Genomic DNA, 16,411 nt, shown 5'->3' with positions numbered 1-16,411 from the left:
CAATCTTACGCAGCCCCTTCGAGCAGCTCGCCGGCTTCGATCCACGCGGCTTCGGCGGTTTCGAGGTCGCCCACCAGAGCCGCGCGCTTTGCCGCCAGCGTCTCCAGGCCCTCACCGCCCGGTGCGGGTTTGCCGGAAGAGACATCGAGCATCGCCGCGTCCACCTTGGCGATCTGATCCTGCACCTTCGCCATCCGCTTTTCCGCCTCCACCAGTGCCTTCTTCGCCTGTTTCGCGGCGTGGAAATCGAGCTTCGGTTTTTCCGGTTCGGCGGGTTTGGCCGGCGCCTTCGCTGCGTCCTTCTTGCCGCCATCCTTCTTCGGCTGGTTCCGGCCGAGCACGAAGTCGATATAATCCTCCATGCTGCCGGCATATTCCTTCGCCGTGCCGCCATCGACCAGCACCAGCCGGTCGGCGGTCAGTTCCACCATATGCCGGTCATGGCTGATCAGGATCACCGCGCCGCCATAATCATTGAGCGCCTGCACCAGCGCCTCGCGCGCATCGACATCGAGGTGGTTGGTCGGTTCGTCCAGAATCAGCAGATGCGGCGCGTCGCGGGTGATCAGCGCCAGCGCCAGCCGCGCGCGTTCACCGCCCGACAGGCGCGATACTTCGGTCGTGGCGCGCGGACCGGAGAAGCCGAACCGCCCCAATTGCGCGCGCACGGCGGTGGGCGCTTTGCCCTGCATCGCGCGGGTCATATGGTCGAGCGGCGTCGCGTCGGAGGCCAGCTCCTCAACCTGATATTGCGTGAAATAGCCGACCTTCATCTTGCCCGATGATTGCATCGAACCTTCCATCGGGGTGAGCTGCGCCGCCAGCAGGCGCGCCATCGTCGTCTTACCATTACCGTTGCGGCCGAGCAGCGCGATGCGGTCATCCGGGTCGATCCGCAAATTGAGCCGTTTCAGCACCGGCGTTTCGGCATAGCCCACTGCCGCCAGATCCAGCGTGATCAGCGGCGGGCGCAGTTCCGCTGGGGCCGGGAAGCCAAAGCTGAGCGTCGGATCATCCGCCAGTTCGGCAATCGGCTGCATCTTGGCCAGCATCTTGGCGCGCGACTGCGCCTGTTTGGCGGTAGAGGCGCGGGCGCTGTTGCGCGCGACATAATCGGAGAGGCGCGCGCGCTGCGCATCCTGCGAAGCCTTGGCCGCGGCCAGATGCGCCGCCCGTTCGGCCCGCTGCCGCTCGAAATCGTCATAGCTGCCGGGATAGACGGTCAGCTTGCCGCCCTGCAGATGCAGGATCGTATCGACCACATTGTTCAGCAGATCGCGCTCATGGCTGATAATGATCAGCGTGGCGGGATAGCTTTTGAGGAAGTTTTCCAGCCACAGCGTCGCTTCGAGATCGAGATGGTTGCTCGGTTCGTCCAGCAGCAGCACGTCGGGCGCGGAAAAGAGCAGGGCGGCCAGCGCCACGCGCATTTTCCACCCGCCCGAAAAGCTCGAAAGCGGCTGGTCCTGCATCTCTTCGTCAAAGCCGAGGCCCGTCAGAATCCGCGCCGCGCGGGCCGGGGCGGTATAGGCATCGATGGCGATCAGCCGGTCATAGAGATCGCCCAGCCGGTCCGGGTCCTCGCAGCCCTCGGCCTCTTCCATCAGCGCGGTGCGCTCGGCATCTTCGGCCAGCACGCGTTCGAAGGGCGTCTGCGTCCCGTCGGGGGCCTCCTGCGCGATATAGCCGATGCGCGTGCGGCGCGGCACGTCGATCGATCCGCCATCCGGCTCGATCTGGCCCAGCAGCACCTTCATCAAAGTGGACTTGCCCGCGCCATTGCGCCCGACAATCCCCGCCTTGGCCCCCGGCGTCACCGAAGCGCTCGCCCCGTCGAGAATCAGATTGCCGCCCAGGCGCACGGAGATGTCGTTAATCGTAATCATCGCGCGCCCTTACCAGCGGGGCCGGGGGATGGGTAGGGGGATGCTGTGAGCGTGGTAGCTTTGCGCCCCAATTTCGGCCATAGAGCCTGTAATTCCAGTTTCCTGAAAGCGGGCATTACTCTTAACTAGGGCAGTTCACTGTTGGTGTCTTTGGCGTAGAGGTAACCCCCGGAAACGTTCCGCGGCGACTTCCCTATTCGAAAACGGTAAATCCTGGAACGACCTCACCATCGGCAGGGTCGTAGACCACTGCCACAGTATGCCTCGCCCGAGTGAGGCCGACATAGAGTTTTGCGCGGGTTTCTGGCTTCAACGGCGATTGGGCATTCTTTAGCCAGTTCATCATTTCTTTGGTGGGATAAATAATGACACGGTCGAAGCCGAGGCCCTTGGACCTTCCAAACGTTAACGCGGGCAGATCGGTAGATGAGATCTTGACGGTCGAGCTCCATCGGAGCTGCACCGGCCGTTTTGTATCGAGGTAACGAAGCAGGTCCTTACGCCGCACAATGACCAGACCCGCATCAAGAGGGACTAATTGCCTACAGCCGGGACATCCGCAAGCAGTCGTAGCAACCAAATTTGGATAGAGCTTCGACGACAATTCGCAAATAGCTGGGCTATTGCGGTGCGATTCTAAGAGGCTAGTCTCATCGATATCACACGTAACTTTCCGGGGAAGTTCCTCCCGAATGAAGTCGGCAATGCGTCCGTCCCTGTACTTCTTGAGGCGAGTCTCTAGATGGGTTACATAAGTGACTTGACGTGGATCACCCACCATGACGACGTTGGCGGGACTTTTGAAGAGCGCCGCCAAAATGTCGAGGTCGTAACCTGCCAGATCTTGCACCTCATCTACGAAAACAAAGGGGTAGATACGGGAAAGTCGCTCGATGACAGCGCCGTCCGATGCGTCGTTGCACCGTATCATCAGTCTCGACAATTTGTCTGAGTAGACGCGATTTCGACGATCGAAGTAGCAGCGTCTGAAATCTTCCTCACCCCAATAGATGGGACGGCCTTGCCAGTTGCGCCCGCGAAAACCGGATCTCTGCGAAACCAGAAGCATGCCATCGACATCCCAATCGAACAGCTTGCCTTGAAAGGGTTTGATGCCGTGCTTGATTAGCAGACTGAACCAGGTCTGGATATGCACGTTGCCCGGAACCGAGCCATTGATTTCGAAGAATTTGCGCCGGATCTCTTCTTCGTTCGATTCCGTGTAGGTGGTGATGAGGACCCGTTTTTGTTCAACCGCAAGCGCCTGCCTGACGAGGTAGGTAGTCTTCCCCGAGCCTGCCGCAGCAATGACGAGCTTATTCGGCCCCATCATTCGGCAATCGCATCCAGAATATATTGCGGGTAATTGATATCTGTCTTTGCTGAGAATATCGCCAGCGCACACTCGGTCTTGTTGTTCTTCATATAACGATGGAGGCCATCTAGGTCATAATTGGTATCGAACAGCTTGTTGAAAGTCTCGACGCTATTGGATTTGACCAGTTTCGGCTCAAGGGTATTATAATTGAAAGGCTTGCCAGCGTGCATCATGCCGCCCTCATCCACCACAGGATCGTAGCAGATTTTGATATGATCGAATTTCTGGTAATCGGCGTACTTCTTATCAAGCGCGCCGATATCTCCATCATTGTCGGTTGCGACTACGACGGGGATTTTCAGTGCTGTCGCCAGTTCTAGAAAACGCAGGAATGAAAGCCCCACTGAGATGACATCGATCTCGTCGTCGATTGGCAACTTTCCTTCATTAGTATCCATATACGCACGCTGGATGACCAGTTCGTCCGCATCGCCCTCGACAAGGATCGACTTTTTCGAAAGCACAAGACGAAGGGTGTCATAACCAGGTAGCTTATGGAAGAAGTCGCTCGCGTTCAGATCCTTGATCCGAGCGACCTTCGCTTCCCGCAACAGTATGAGATGTTGCAGTCCGAGTTTGTTCGCAACGAAGCTGCTATGAGTAGTGATGATGACCTGCTTGCCGCTGTTATCGGTACTGATATCGCTGATGAGCTGGTTGAGCTTCGAGTGCGACAAGTGGTTTTCCGGCTCCTCGATTAGCAATACAGTCGCTTCGTTGTTCTTCTTGCTGCTCAACGCGAGGCGCGTTTTGACGATGCACTGCTCACCCTTGCCGATATAGTGGAAAGGGACATCTTCTATATAAGTCATCAAGCTGTTTTCCCAGGCACGATGGGAAGACATATCCACTGAAATGCTAACCCTTTTTCGGCTGATCTTAGCCGCTTCCGCTAATCTTTCATTGATAGCGCCGACATTGCCGTCTGCTTTAAAGGCGTCTTTTAGCTTACGGTGGGCTTGAGATATCGCAACTTGTTCCTTGTCGTCCAGAAACTCCCTGACGATGCGGGAGATGTACATGTCCGAGCCGCTCTGCATTCGCGTGCTCGTTGAATCGATAAGGGCTGATTTGACAGGAATCTTGCGAGCCGTAGCCGGTTGGCGGGAGAACTCGCACCATTGCACCTGATAGAATTCCAAAGGTATCGAATTGATCTCTTCGGCTTTCAATAACTCAGTGTAGGGACCATCGTATTTCTTATCGAACTCGATTGAGAAGAGAAGACCTCGCGCCTTATCGTTCTTCTCCGAATTGCCGTTTCCACGAAGGTCTTCCAGCGCATCGTCATTTCCGTCAAGAAACAGTTCGATCCGTATTTCCGGCGGTTGAAGTGGGTGTTTCGTAGCAAGACTCTCCAGATAAGCTCGCTCGACCCTCCTGTTAAAAAGATAGGGAGATAACTCATTGCGCAGATATTTCCCATTCAGCACGCCCGTCAGGCAGAGATGGATGGCTTCGAGCAGTGTGGATTTTCCTGCCTCGTTGTTGCCGACAATAATATTGACGCCCTGATTGAAATCAACCTCGAACCAGTCTTCGAAGCATTTGAAATTCTTTATTTTTACCTTATTTATAAACATCGCTCGTCCCCCTTTCCGCGAGGCAACTATAGCTTACTTCGAGAAAAAAAGTGAGCCAACGTTAGACATTGTTATAAATTGATAGTGACCGGACTGATGTCAGAACCTCTCGATACTCTTACATTCCAAGTGATCAGCATCGCCAGCCTCGGAAAAGCAGTCCTGCATAACGCTAGAAGTTCGTTCGTTCAGACCGTGGCAGCGCCCTAGGTGAAAACAACCTGTTCGAAATACGTCCCATACGGCTGTTCAGGCGCGCGGATCTCGAGCCGAAAAAAAAGCGGCCCATGGAGAGGCGTGATTGAGCGCGCTGGACGCTGATCTAAATCACCGAACAGCGCAAACAGTGAACGATAACGGCCTTTCCTTGCCGAACACCAGTTCAACAGCTTTGATCAGCCAACCGGCAATGGCTTTTTCTTTTGCCAGGTAGCGCCCTAAAAGCTGACTGACCGCTCCCTGCCTAGACCCAGTCGTTCCTCCTCCCCCCTTCCCAAAGCGCCCGCTGACCCCCACATCCTCCGCAACCAATTCCGGTCCTCCTGCGTATCCTTCACGCATGGCTCTTGACCCACACGAACATTTGCGGAACATCTCCCTTCATGGCTCTTACCAAAATTTCCGTCCGCGGGGCGCGCGAACATAATCTCAAAGGGGTGGATATCGATCTGCCGCGCGATGCGCTGATCGTCATCACCGGGCTCTCCGGCTCGGGCAAATCCAGCCTGATGCTCGTCAGGTCATCATCCGGTCGAGGGGCTCCTGCGCCGGGCGCCGCGTAACAGGTGCTGACGCCAGAGCCAGAAAGAGGTGGGAGGGCTTTGATCATACAGAAAGAGAAGCCTCGGCTTACCGGCCCGGTACGGCCATAGAAACCCGCTTTTACGCGTGAATCTATGACCGGTTATTCCGATTTATTGACTTTTCATACATTCAGGTATCTGCCCACCATTCTGCGCCATTTGCTGCGCTGCGACCTCTTCGACATGACGCTGATAGGCATCTTTGTGCTTCTGATAGAATTCCATATTCTCGGGGCTGACGATGCGGTCGGTATCGCTGTGGATCTCAGCCCCGGGGATTTGCGACATCGTATCTTTCGCCGCAGCGGAGACGAGAATCATCATGCCTGTCAGCATTTCACGCGCGGTGAGGCCGTGCCGGTCGAGCGCTTCCTGCACCCCAGGCCGGGCAGCGAAACGCTCCGCCGCTTCCTCGATCGACCGCGCTTCATCCGCGCCGCTTCCGCTCGGCATGGCCGGGGAAAGCGCGCAGGGGCGCTCCGCCGCCTCGTCGCTGAAAGCCTGATAGCGCGTGAGGAAATCCTCGGTAAGGCGGAAGTCGCGGATCGCCGCGAGTTGCCCTTCAGCTCCGGGTTCAGTGCCGCCGCCAGCAGCGTTCGCGGCGCTGATCTGAGTATCTTCTTCGCCATTCGCTCCGCCATCCGCGTCCGCATTGCCTCCCCCGCAGGCGCTGAGGCTGAGTAGGAATGTGCATGTAAGCGCGGGGAGAATAATGCGTTTCATTGAGGGGGCTCCTTTTGATGAACGAAAATTCTCATCGTAGACATGTCGATCGGAGGGCAAAAGGGGAGGCCGCCCGGTGTCGCGGTGCGCAGAGCCAGAAATCGTTCGAGATGTTTCATCGGCTGGATAAAACCCGCGCAGAGGCTATCCTTGTGCCTCCCCCCTTCCCAAAGCGCCCGCTGACCCCCACATCCTCCGCAACCAATTCCGGTCCTCCTGCGTATCCTTCACGCATGGCTCTTGACCCACACGAACATTTGCGGAACATCTCCCTTCATGGCTCTTACCAAAATTTCCGTCCGCGGGGCGCGCGAACATAATCTCAAAGGGGTGGATATCGATCTGCCGCGCGATGCGCTGATCGTCATCACCGGGCTCTCCGGCTCGGGCAAATCCAGCCTCGCTTTCGATACGATCTATGCCGAGGGGCAGCGGCGCTATGTCGAAAGCCTGTCCGCCTATGCGCGGCAATTCCTCGAAATGATGCAGAAGCCCGATGTCGAGCATATCGAGGGGCTGTCCCCCGCGATCTCGATCGAGCAGAAGACCACCAGCCGCAATCCGCGCTCCACCGTCGCCACGGTGACGGAGATCTATGATTACATGCGCCTGCTCTGGGCGCGGGTCGGCGTGCCCTATTCGCCCGCCACCGGCCTGCCGATCGAGGCGCAGACCGTCTCCAACATGGTCGACAGGGTGATGGCTCTGCCGGAGGGGACGCGGCTCTATCTGCTCGCCCCGGTGGTGCGCGGGCGCAAGGGGGAATATCGCAAGGAACTGGCCGAATGGCAGAAGGCGGGCTTCACCCGCGTGCGGATCGATGGCGAAATCTACGAGATTCAGGACGCGCCCGCGCTGGAGAAGAAGCTGAAGCATGATGTCGAGGTGGTTGTGGACCGTCTCGCCGTGCGCGAGGGGATCGAGACGCGGCTGGCGGATTCCTTCGAAACCGCGCTGAAACTGGCCGAAGGGCTGGCCTATGTCGACCTTGCCGATGGCGTGGTGCCGGGGCGCGAGGATGAGGCGAGCGGGGAGGGCAATCTGAAGGGCGCCGGGCTGCCCGCCAACCGGATCGTCTTTTCGGAGAAATTCGCCTGCCCCGTTTCGGGCTTCACCATCGAGGAGATCGAGCCGCGATTGTTCTCCTTCAACGCGCCGCAGGGGGCCTGTCCGACCTGTGACGGGCTGGGGGAGAAGCAGCTCTTCGATCCGCAGCTGGTCGTGCCGAATGAAAGCCTGACGCTGAAGAAGGGCGCGATCGTCCCCTGGGCGAAGAGCAATCCGCCATCGCCCTATTACATGCAGGTGCTCGAAAGCCTCGCCGCCGAATATGGTTTCGACCTGACGACGCCGTGGCAGGATATGGCGGTGGAGCACCGCAATGTCATCCTGTTCGGGACGAAGGGCAAGCGGGTGCCGCTGACCTTCAAGGACGGGCGCAAGAAATACACGGTGGAAAAGGCGTTCGAGGGGGTCATCGGCAATCTCAACCGCCGGCTGATGCAGACCGACAGCGCGTGGATGCGCGAGGAGCTCAGCCGTTTTCAGGCCGCGCAGCCTTGTGAAACCTGCGGCGGCGCGCGGCTCAAGCCCGAGGCCTTGTCGGTGAAGATCGCGGAGGAAAGCATTTCCGGCCCGGTCCGCCTGCCCGTGGGCGAAGCGGTGCAGTGGTTCGCCACGCTGGAGGAGAAGCTCACCAGCCAGCAGGCGCAGATCGCGCGGCCGATCCTGAAGGAGATCAACGAACGGCTCGGCTTCCTCGACAATGTTGGGCTCGACTATCTCAATCTCGACCGCAATTCGGGCACGCTTTCGGGCGGGGAGAGCCAGCGCATCCGCCTCGCCAGCCAGATCGGCAGCGGGCTGTCGGGCGTGCTCTACGTGCTCGACGAACCCAGCATCGGCCTGCATCAGCGCGATAATGACCGGCTGCTGGAAACGCTGAAGCGCCTGCGCGATCTCGGCAATACGGTGATCGTGGTGGAGCATGATGAGGACGCGATCCGCGCCGCCGATTACGTGGTCGATCTCGGCCCCGGCGCGGGCGTGCGCGGGGGCGAGGTGGTCGCCGAAGGCACGCTGAAACAGGTGCTGAAATCGAAGAAATCGCTCACCGCGCAATATCTGAGCGGCGCGCGCGAAATCGCCGTTCCGGCCAAACGGCGCAAGGGCAATGGCAAGAAGCTCACCGTCCATGGCGCGCGGGCGAACAATCTGAAGAATGTCACCGCCTCCATTCCGCTGGGCACCTTCACCTGCGTCACCGGCGTGTCCGGTTCGGGCAAGTCCAGCTTCACCATCGACACGCTCCATGCCGGCGCGGCGCGGCAGCTCAATGGCGCGCGGATGATCGCCGGCCCGCATGACAAGATTACCGGCCTCGACCATTGCGACAAGGTGATCGAGATCGACCAGTCGCCCATCGGCCGCACGCCGCGCTCCAACCCGGCGACCTATACCGGCGCCTTCACCAATATTCGTGACTGGTTTGCCGGCCTGCCGGAATCGCAGGAGCGCGGGTACAAGCCGGGCCGTTTCAGCTTCAATGTGAAGGGCGGCCGGTGCGAGGCCTGCCAGGGCGACGGCGTGATCAAGATCGAAATGCACTTCCTGCCCGATGTCTATGTCACCTGCGAGGAATGCGACGGCAAGCGCTACAACCGTGAAACGCTGGAAGTGCGCTTCAAGGGGATGTCGATTGCCGATGTGCTGGACATGACGATCGAGGATGCCGAAAGCTTCTTCGAAAATGTCCCCCCGATCCGCGACAAGATGCACATGCTGAACGAAGTCGGGCTGGGCTACGTCAAGGTGGGTCAGCAGGCGACGACCCTGTCAGGCGGGGAGGCGCAGCGCGTCAAACTGGCCAAGGAACTCGCTCGCCGCTCCACCGGGCAGACGCTCTATATTCTGGATGAGCCGACCACCGGCCTGCATTTCGAAGATGTGCGCAAGCTGCTGGAGGTGCTGCACCGGCTGGTGGATCAGGGCAATTCGGTGGTGGTGATCGAGCACAACCTCGATGTGATCAAGACCGCCGACTGGCTGCTCGATATGGGCCCCGATGGCGGCGTGCGCGGCGGCGAACTGGTCGCCGAAGGCACCCCCGAACAGGTCGCCCAAAATGCGCGCAGCTTTACCGGGCATTATCTGAAGGGGATGTTGTCTTAAAGTGCCTGAGCCCGCTCGACGAAGGCGTGTAAAGCGCCCTCTTAGTTCAGGCCTATCGATTTCTTGCCAGACTTGCTAGTTGCTTTCCGTTTGTCGACCTCTTTGCCGAGTTCCATCACAGCAAAGCTTAGCTCTAAGGATGAAGCAATCTCTAAATTTCTATAATAGGGATAGTGGCTCAAAAATATCGGAGAGGAAACTTTTGGATCCCAATTTATTGCGGTCCCATCTTTATTTTTTCTTCGATGAGATCTGTGGAAAGCAATCTTGTAGCCGTTTGGCGTAACACCTTTTAGTGTCTCAAATCTGACTTTGTCATTCCTGTGCGGTTGGTCAATTGCAACGGAGTCATTATAAAGCTCGTGAACTAGACTTTTGGGGTAAGGTTGAACATACACGACCCGCTGGATGCCTGCCGCTATTATCAATCGCGTGCATAAATGACATGGCATGGTTGTACTGTAGAGCGTCGCTCCCTGTGTTGTTTTGTTTGAGCGGGCTGCGTCAGTGATGGCGTTCATTTCAGCATGAACCATGCGCCCATATTCCATCACGTCTGATATCATAGACCCTTTGAGTGGAGAATCTGGGGCATCAAATGCCCGGTATGCCAGTTCTTCAGGTTTGAGATCTGAGTATTTTTTATCCAGCCAATCGGGCTGCAGTCTCTTAAGTGCGTCCGTTGCCATATCTTCACGCACTTGATGATTGGAATCGCGTCCCAGCACGTAATCACGTCGATCATCGGCATCGTCGCTCCAATATGTACCTCCGCCCGCTTTAGGGACTTCATTGCATCCCATAGAGACTATTTCGCAATTCTGGTTGAATATCGCTGCTCCAACCTGTCGTGACAGGTCAAGTGATCGGTAGGCCGCTGCGTTAGCGTGATAACTGCAATATTCGTCGATCTTTGGCGATATAAAAGGGCTGCCAAAGTAAATTTCAACGAGCCTCTGACAAGACTGTGAGAGATCCATCTTTGACTGGCAATCCAGTACATAATCAGCGTGCTGATAACAGTCTAATACTCTTTGCCCTGCGACATGTCCTCGTTCATCTTCATCAATTGCAATTATTTTTAATGCTTCAGACTCAAGATCAGTGCGCGATCTACCCCTCTGAGTTTTTAGCAATTTCTTAACAAGATTGTTTATTCTATTTTCTCTACTATCATAGCAGGAGACAAATAAAATATTTCTTCCGAAGGTATTCTTTAGAGTTTCGATTTCCTCAGGCCTCTTTATTTGCCTGAAAATATGTATGATATTATTCGGTATTTCATCACCAATATCACGATCAGAGAATTCTGTTAACTTATGGATTCCATAAAGTGCGAAAATATCATTTCGTTTTGAATCGACTCTTAATTTGTCGCCAGCTGAGATTAGCTTTTGGTATCGTTCGAATTCATTTTTTATATTCAAGTCATAGTCGTGTTCTATGTCTTTGAATATTTCTGTCAACCTTAACCTGTTGGTCTCATATTCGACCAATTTAAACTGATTTGTTAAACAAATTTCAACTTCATTCAGGTCTACTCCAATGGGAGCTATCAGAGCTACAAAAGCTTCGCGGCGATCAGAATTATTTGTCATTATCCCCCCCAATCTCGGGAAAACGCATATTGTCTTATGGTAATTTGGATCCCAATCGGGATATTGGCAAGCAGATGAGTCATCTTGGGGAGTGTTGTGGAAAAATCAATTAGAGGGTCAGAATGGCTGATCAATTCGTTGTCTCGCAGTGGCAGAAGTTATTTGCAGCTTCCGAAGGCGGTGCAGAGTAGATCTTCTGTAGGAGTACCAGCCGGTCCGGTTTCGCCTAAGTCGCCTAAACAGGATTCAGACTTTTAACATAACTTTAAAGTCTTCCCTACACCCACACAGCCATGCCTCACCGGAGGGTCTTTCAACCCACCGATGAGTCTCTGCCATGTCCATTTCCCGTCCGCCCTCCAATGATTCGCAAGCGCTGGAGCATTTCGCCCGCTGGCTCGATCATCTCGCCGCAGGCCGCATAAAGACCGACGTGGGCACGACCGTAGCCCAGCGCGCGCGGCATAGGCGGCATGAGGCGCTGCTGTGCGGGGCTGTGCGGCGGAGGGCAGTGTGATGGGGGCGCAGGACTTTATCCCGCATCGCCCCGCCTTTGATCTCTCGGCCGGGGAGGCAGCTCCGTGGAGCGCCGCGCTGCTGGCCACGGGCGAAAGCGGGGCGGCGCAGAGCGTGACCCAGCATAATGGCTTTGCGCCCGAGCGGATGGTGGGCTTTTGCGATCATCTTGCCGGCGCTGGGTCAGTCCGGGCGGCCTGCGCGGCCATGGGGATTGCGCCGCAGACCGCCTATCGCGCGCGGCGGCGCAATCCGGCCTTTGCGCGCTGCTGGGATGCGGCGCTGCTGCTGGCGCGTGACCATGTCGAGGCGGTGCTGGCCGAACGCGCGCTCAACGGGGTGGAGGAAGCGGTGTTTCATCGCGGCGAGCAGGTCGCCACGCGGCGGCGGCATGATGCGCGGCTGCTGCTGGCCTTCCTCGCGCGGCTCGATGCGCGCTGCGGGCCGGCGTCTCCGCGCGGGGAAGCGGCGGATTTCGACACGGCGCTGATGCGGCTCGGCGGAAAGGGCGCGGCGCTCGATGCGGCGGGCGGTGATGAACAGGCGCGTCTGACCTATCTCGATCGCTGCGCGCGGGAGGCGGAGGAGGCGATGGCCGAGTGCTGCGAGCGTGAAATGGCCGAGGCTTTGTTCAGTGACGCGGATGAGGGGCTGCATCCGCGCGAGCGCGAGGCCCTGAATGCCGACCGTGTCTATGAGGCGGGCGCCTCTGCCCGCGCCGAGGCTGCTGCGCGCTGGGAGGCGGCCTTTCAGGCGCAGCGCGGCGCGTTCGATCCGGCGGGGGAAGTGGATGCGATGGTCGCCCGCGCCGCCGGCGGTATGGAGGCTGGCCGGTCAGAGGAGGATGGCCCGTCAGAGGGGCGCTTTTCCGTCCCTCAGAACAGTGTCACTTCCGTTCCATCCCCCTGCCTGACACGCCGCGCCGATGCGCGGGTGCAGCGGGTCATATCCGCCGGGGAGGGCGGATCACTCGGCGGCGGGGGCCGTGTTGCTGAGCTCGCCGTCACGGGGGCCAGTGCCAGTGCCGGCGTCGGGCTGGATACGGCCTTTCCACGGCGCGCCGGCGCGGGGAGAAAAAGTGATGATCGCGGCGGCCATGGCGATCAGCGCGGCATTGATCGCGAGCGAGCTGAGCGGTGCGAAACCGAAGATCAGCCCATGCGCCAGAGCGGTGATCACCAGCCCGGCGGCGAGGCTGTAGCGCAGGATGGGGGCGATCCAGACCGAGGGGCGGGTCATTCCCGCGAGCATCGCCACGGGCAGCGCGACCCAGAAAAATGCCGTCAGCGGCATGGCGGGGCCGCCAATCATCCGGAGCCAATAGGCCATGATCAGCAGCAGCGGGCTGCCCCAGACGGTGATGCTCCAGAAGGCCTCCAGCCGGGGTTCGGCCAGTCCGCGCGCACGGCGCTTCATCAGCCAGAGCGACATGCCGGTGGCGGTCACGGCGCATAGGCCCAGCCCGAATAGGATATAGGCCAGCTCCACCGGAATACCGGCAAAATTGCCGAAATGGAGCTTATAGGCCGACGCGATGGCCTGCTGCCCCAGGGCACCGTCGGACAGGCCGATCTTGCCATCGGGAAAGCCGTCGCCGTCGAAGACATAGCTCTCCCCATAGATCAGCCGCTGATCATGGTCGGCGAGGATGGAAATCTGCTGGCCCGCCGTTTGCGGATGCTCCAGCGTGACATAGGTGATGCGCCGCTGAGGGTGGTTATCCGCCATCCAGGTCAGCGCAATGTCGGCCCGGGCAAGCGGGGCGGGGGCCGGGTCCTCATGCGGATGGTCGCCAAACAGGGGGCCGTAAACCGCCTCCATATCGCCGCCAAACCGCTCGGCCGCGATGCCCTGGAACACCGCCACGCCCAGCCCGATGGCTGCCCCGGTCAGCGCCACGGCCAGCGTGAAGGGCAGGGTCCAGCTGCCGATGCGGTTGTGCCAGTCGGCCTGCGCCAGCTGTTTCTGCCCGCGCGGACGCAGGCGGAAGGCATCGCGGAAAATCCGCGGATGCGCCAGCACGCCGGTTACCGCCGCCGCCGACAGCGCGACGCCCACTATCCCGACCAGGATCAGGCCGGGCGTCATCGGCAAATTGAGGTAATAATGCAGCGCGAGGATAAACTCGGTCCAGACATGATCCTCCGGCGCGGCCAGCTCGCCATCCTCGGTCACATAATGCGCCGAATAATCGGTGGTCACGATCACGCGCGGCAATTTGTCGGTCGGCATGTGGAGATAGGCATGGGTGGTGGGCTTGCCATCTGCCGCAATCGCCGCCTCCAGCGCCGCCTGTGCCGCAGCCGGGGAAATATCGGTCATTTCCGGCGCAGCGGGTTCTTCCCAGCGTTGCCAGCGCTCCGCACTCACCGCCAGCACCCCGGAGAGCGAGAGGAGGAAGATCAGCGCACCAGCAATCAGACCAATCGCCGCATGTCCGCGCAGCGCACGCTTGGGGAGGTCGTCTTTTTCTATCTGATCAGCCACAGGGCACCTCCGGCAAGAAACAGGGCGGCCGGGGCCAGCGCCATTCTGAAAAGTGTGCCGCACAGCATCTGCCAGCTCATCGCGATGGTCCAGATGATCGGCGCGGCAATCACGGCGGTCGCCATACTGTTTGCCTCGGAACTGCCGCTGGCCACGGCGAACGCCTCCATCCGCACCGCCAGAAACAGCGTTGCCAGCAAAGTCAGCGGAAAGGTGATGATGAAGACGCCCCAGCGCCTTGCAATGTCCGGCCAGTCTGGTGCGCGGCGCGCTTTGCGTTCAGGGAGACGGCCCTTCGCCAGACGTCCTGCCGGCGTGCGCAGCGCCGCCACGGCGAGCAAAACACTGGCGCTCGCTATTGCCGCACATGTCCCGATGGCGAGCCCCCATGCGCCATATTCGAAGGTGAGCAGCACGGCGGCCATCGTGAGCAAAGCCCAGCCGCCCATGATCCATCCTGATTTCCGATGCCAGCCGAGCCGCAACATAAGCGGCCCCAATAAGGACAGCACAATTCCGTAGGGAAGCATCATAGTGCTGTGCCGACCGCCTGTTTACAGGCGGAGCCGAAAGCTGTGACAACACTTTTCATAAGGCAGGAGATCATCTCGCCATCCTGTAAATGCGAGTAGTTAGCACTAGTCTTGCTCCTAGGGACCGGGCAAGCAGGCGTCAACTTTCGCGCACCGTTCAGGCGGCGCTGGCGATAATCTTCAGGATAACAGAGGGGTAACCGGCCGGGCAGGCCATCAGTCTCTATTCGGCGGAGGCGGTGCTGGTACCCAGATGGGGCAGGCCAATGGTCCGCCTTCCACTATAATCGGTCCGCATGACGATCAGGCCGGTTTTTTCGAAATGTTCGAGCAGGCGGCGGATCCGTCCGGCGGAATTGGTGCCATATATGCGGGCCAGTTCGTCATCTGGCGGGCAGGATCGTCCCTCCTGCGCGGCTCGAGCGATCGTCAGGAAAGGGGCGAGCAAATCATCCGAGAGTGACCGGCCCAGTTCCAGCATGGCGGCGTGATCCTCATCATGCGAAGACACTCCCGCCACGGCCATGGCGAATTGCCGGCGGAAGCCGCTCATATCCAGCCCGTGCGTGATGCGCTGCATCCGGCAGCGGAGAGTAAAATCCTGAAACAGCGAGGAAGCCGCCTGGAAACAGGCATTTTCCTCCGCAGCCATATCGCTCAAAATATCATCGATGATTTGCTGACGATCGGAATCGTCGGCATTTTCCGGGCTTTCTCCAGATATCCCCATGCCGCTGTCTTCGCCTTCAATATCGGCGCCCCCGGGGTGCGGGGCTTCATAGGTGGCGATCCGCTGCGCCATGGCATCGGGATCGGAGGATGGACGCGGGGGCGGTGGAGGCGGCGGAACGATGGCTGTGGACGCGCCCAGATCGGCATGGAGCAGCGCGGACATATCCTCTGTCGAGGATGTCGGCGGTGGCATCATGCCATGGGATGTGGTGCGAGCGGATGTCTGCACAGCGCCGATCTTCACCGCGATCGGGCGGCGGCTGATGGCCGGACCCAAACCCAGAAAGCGGCCGCGCTCCAGATCGCGGATCTGTTCCGCCTGTCGGCGTTCCATGCCCAGAAGGTCCGCCGCGCGCACCATGTCGATATCGAGAAAGGTCCGCCCCATCAGGAAATTGGAGGCTTCGGCGGCAACATTTTTCGCCAGTTTTGCCAGCCGCTGCGTCGCGATGACGCCCGCCAGGCCGCGTTTGCGGCCCCGACACATCAAATTGGTCATGGCGGATAGCGACATCCGGCGCACTTCTTCGCTCACATCACCCGAACTAACGGGAGCGAACATCTGCGCTTCGTCGACCACCACCAGCGCCGGATACCATTGTTCACGCGGGGCATCGAACAAGGCAGAGAGGAACTGCGCGGCGCAGCGCATCTGCGCGTCGATTTCCAGCCCGTCCAGCGCCAGCACGACCGAGGCGCGATGTTGACGAATACGTCCGGCAAGTTCGATAATCTCGGCATCGCCATAATCGGCGCCTTCAATGACCACATGGCCGAAGGGCTCCGCCAGAGTGACGAAATCACCCTCCGGGTCGATCACGACCTGCTGTACCAGAGCGGCGCTTTCTTCCAGCAGGCGGCGCAGCAGATGGGATTTGCCAGAGCCGCTATTGCCCTGCACCAGCAAGCGGGTCGCCAGCAGTTCTTCGATGTCGATGGGGACATCCCGTTCTGCCGCATCGGACCCGATGATGATGGAAGCGCTCACGCCCAGCCTGTTA

At 59.0% G+C, this 16,411-nt stretch carries 13 protein-coding genes; 3 read left to right on the top strand and 10 right to left on the bottom strand.

The annotated features are described in order from the left end of the window. Nucleotides 1–5: 5 nt before the first annotated feature. From GRI91_RS11405 to GRI91_RS11390, 4 genes are all read right to left on the bottom strand, one after another. The gene (locus tag GRI91_RS11405) at nucleotides 6–1,886 is read right to left on the bottom strand and encodes an ABC-F family ATP-binding cassette domain-containing protein (RefSeq protein WP_160736819.1); all 1,881 of its coding nucleotides are present in this window, start codon (nucleotides 1,884–1,886) and stop codon (nucleotides 6–8) included. 193 nt (nucleotides 1,887–2,079) lie between these two features. Further along, complete coding sequence (locus tag GRI91_RS11400) at nucleotides 2,080–3,219, bottom strand: UvrD-helicase domain-containing protein (RefSeq protein WP_160736818.1); 1,140 nt, start codon at nucleotides 3,217–3,219, stop codon at nucleotides 2,080–2,082. Then, the gene (locus GRI91_RS11395; RefSeq protein WP_160736817.1) at nucleotides 3,216–4,847 is read right to left on the bottom strand and encodes an ATP-dependent nuclease; all 1,632 of its coding nucleotides are present in this window, start codon (nucleotides 4,845–4,847) and stop codon (nucleotides 3,216–3,218) included. The genes GRI91_RS11400 and GRI91_RS11395 overlap by 4 nt, the downstream gene beginning before the upstream one ends. A gap of 327 nt (nucleotides 4,848–5,174) precedes the next feature. Next, entirely contained in the window at nucleotides 5,175–5,408 is a 234-nt protein-coding gene (locus tag GRI91_RS11390) for a hypothetical protein (RefSeq protein WP_160736816.1), read from the bottom strand. Nucleotides 5,409–5,449: 41 nt separating this feature from the next. Here GRI91_RS11390 and GRI91_RS11385 point away from each other — a divergent pair, with 41 nt between their 5' ends. After that, entirely contained in the window at nucleotides 5,450–5,629 is a 180-nt protein-coding gene (locus GRI91_RS11385) for a hypothetical protein (RefSeq protein WP_160736815.1), read from the top strand. 132 nt (nucleotides 5,630–5,761) lie between these two features. On the opposite strand, the gene GRI91_RS11380 is transcribed toward GRI91_RS11385, so the two are convergent. Then, nucleotides 5,762–6,373, bottom strand: coding sequence for a hypothetical protein (locus GRI91_RS11380; protein WP_160736814.1), 612 nt, complete (start codon nucleotides 6,371–6,373; stop codon nucleotides 5,762–5,764). Nucleotides 6,374–6,649: 276 nt separating this feature from the next. Here GRI91_RS11380 and uvrA point away from each other — a divergent pair, with 276 nt between their 5' ends. Continuing rightward, complete coding sequence (gene uvrA, locus GRI91_RS11375) at nucleotides 6,650–9,544, top strand: excinuclease ABC subunit UvrA (RefSeq protein ID WP_160736813.1); 2,895 nt, start codon at nucleotides 6,650–6,652, stop codon at nucleotides 9,542–9,544. 41 nt (nucleotides 9,545–9,585) lie between these two features. Here uvrA and GRI91_RS11370 read toward each other — a convergent pair whose 3' ends face one another. Continuing rightward, nucleotides 9,586–11,142, bottom strand: coding sequence for an anti-phage dCTP deaminase (locus GRI91_RS11370; RefSeq protein WP_160736812.1), 1,557 nt, complete (start codon nucleotides 11,140–11,142; stop codon nucleotides 9,586–9,588). A 337-nt stretch (nucleotides 11,143–11,479) separates the two neighbouring features. On the opposite strand from GRI91_RS11370, the gene GRI91_RS11365 reads away from it, so the two are divergent. Further along, nucleotides 11,480–11,659, top strand: a complete 180-nt coding sequence (locus GRI91_RS11365) for a hypothetical protein (RefSeq protein ID WP_160736811.1) — start codon at nucleotides 11,480–11,482, stop codon at nucleotides 11,657–11,659. A 182-nt stretch (nucleotides 11,660–11,841) separates the two neighbouring features. Here GRI91_RS11365 and GRI91_RS11360 read toward each other — a convergent pair whose 3' ends face one another. From GRI91_RS11360 to GRI91_RS11345, 4 genes are all read right to left on the bottom strand, one after another. After that, the gene (locus tag GRI91_RS11360; protein ID WP_160736810.1) at nucleotides 11,842–12,315 is read right to left on the bottom strand and encodes a hypothetical protein; all 474 of its coding nucleotides are present in this window, start codon (nucleotides 12,313–12,315) and stop codon (nucleotides 11,842–11,844) included. A gap of 309 nt (nucleotides 12,316–12,624) precedes the next feature. After that, nucleotides 12,625–14,145 (bottom strand): PepSY domain-containing protein, encoded by a 1,521-nt coding sequence (locus tag GRI91_RS11355; protein WP_160736809.1) that lies wholly within the window; start codon nucleotides 14,143–14,145, stop codon nucleotides 12,625–12,627. Beyond that, complete coding sequence (locus tag GRI91_RS11350) at nucleotides 14,130–14,678, bottom strand: hypothetical protein (RefSeq protein ID WP_160736808.1); 549 nt, start codon at nucleotides 14,676–14,678, stop codon at nucleotides 14,130–14,132. Before GRI91_RS11350 ends, GRI91_RS11355 begins: the two co-directional genes overlap by 16 nt. Before the next feature lie 223 nt (nucleotides 14,679–14,901). Next, complete coding sequence (locus tag GRI91_RS11345) at nucleotides 14,902–16,398, bottom strand: helicase HerA domain-containing protein (protein ID WP_160736807.1); 1,497 nt, start codon at nucleotides 16,396–16,398, stop codon at nucleotides 14,902–14,904. Nucleotides 16,399–16,411 lie beyond the last annotated feature (13 nt).

The organism is Altericroceibacterium endophyticum, from assembly GCF_009827595.1.
GTDB classification, from domain to species: Bacteria; Pseudomonadota; Alphaproteobacteria; order Sphingomonadales; family Sphingomonadaceae; genus Altericroceibacterium; species Altericroceibacterium endophyticum.
Note: the sequence above shows the minus strand (reverse complement) of the source record. Positions and strands in the feature narration are given on the sequence as shown.

What these genes read in the sequence shown, in the direction of transcription:
- GRI91_RS11405 (WP_160736819.1), bottom strand. Translation starts at nt 1,886, where the DNA reads ATGATTACGATTAACGACATCTCCGTGCGCCTGGGCGGCAATCTGATT.
- GRI91_RS11400 (WP_160736818.1), bottom strand. Translation starts at nt 3,219, where the DNA reads ATGATGGGGCCGAATAAGCTCGTCATTGCTGCGGCAGGCTCGGGGAAG.
- GRI91_RS11395 (WP_160736817.1), bottom strand. Translation starts at nt 4,847, where the DNA reads ATGTTTATAAATAAGGTAAAAATAAAGAATTTCAAATGCTTCGAAGAC.
- GRI91_RS11390 (WP_160736816.1), bottom strand. Translation starts at nt 5,408, where the DNA reads ATGCGTGAAGGATACGCAGGAGGACCGGAATTGGTTGCGGAGGATGTG.
- GRI91_RS11385 (WP_160736815.1), top strand. Translation starts at nt 5,450, where the DNA reads ATGGCTCTTACCAAAATTTCCGTCCGCGGGGCGCGCGAACATAATCTC.
- GRI91_RS11380 (WP_160736814.1), bottom strand. Translation starts at nt 6,373, where the DNA reads ATGAAACGCATTATTCTCCCCGCGCTTACATGCACATTCCTACTCAGC.
- uvrA (WP_160736813.1), top strand. Translation starts at nt 6,650, where the DNA reads ATGGCTCTTACCAAAATTTCCGTCCGCGGGGCGCGCGAACATAATCTC.
- GRI91_RS11370 (WP_160736812.1), bottom strand. Translation starts at nt 11,142, where the DNA reads ATGACAAATAATTCTGATCGCCGCGAAGCTTTTGTAGCTCTGATAGCT.
- GRI91_RS11365 (WP_160736811.1), top strand. Translation starts at nt 11,480, where the DNA reads ATGTCCATTTCCCGTCCGCCCTCCAATGATTCGCAAGCGCTGGAGCAT.
- GRI91_RS11360 (WP_160736810.1), bottom strand. Translation starts at nt 12,315, where the DNA reads ATGCAGCCCCTCATCCGCGTCACTGAACAAAGCCTCGGCCATTTCACG.
- GRI91_RS11350 (WP_160736808.1), bottom strand. Translation starts at nt 14,678, where the DNA reads ATGATGCTTCCCTACGGAATTGTGCTGTCCTTATTGGGGCCGCTTATG.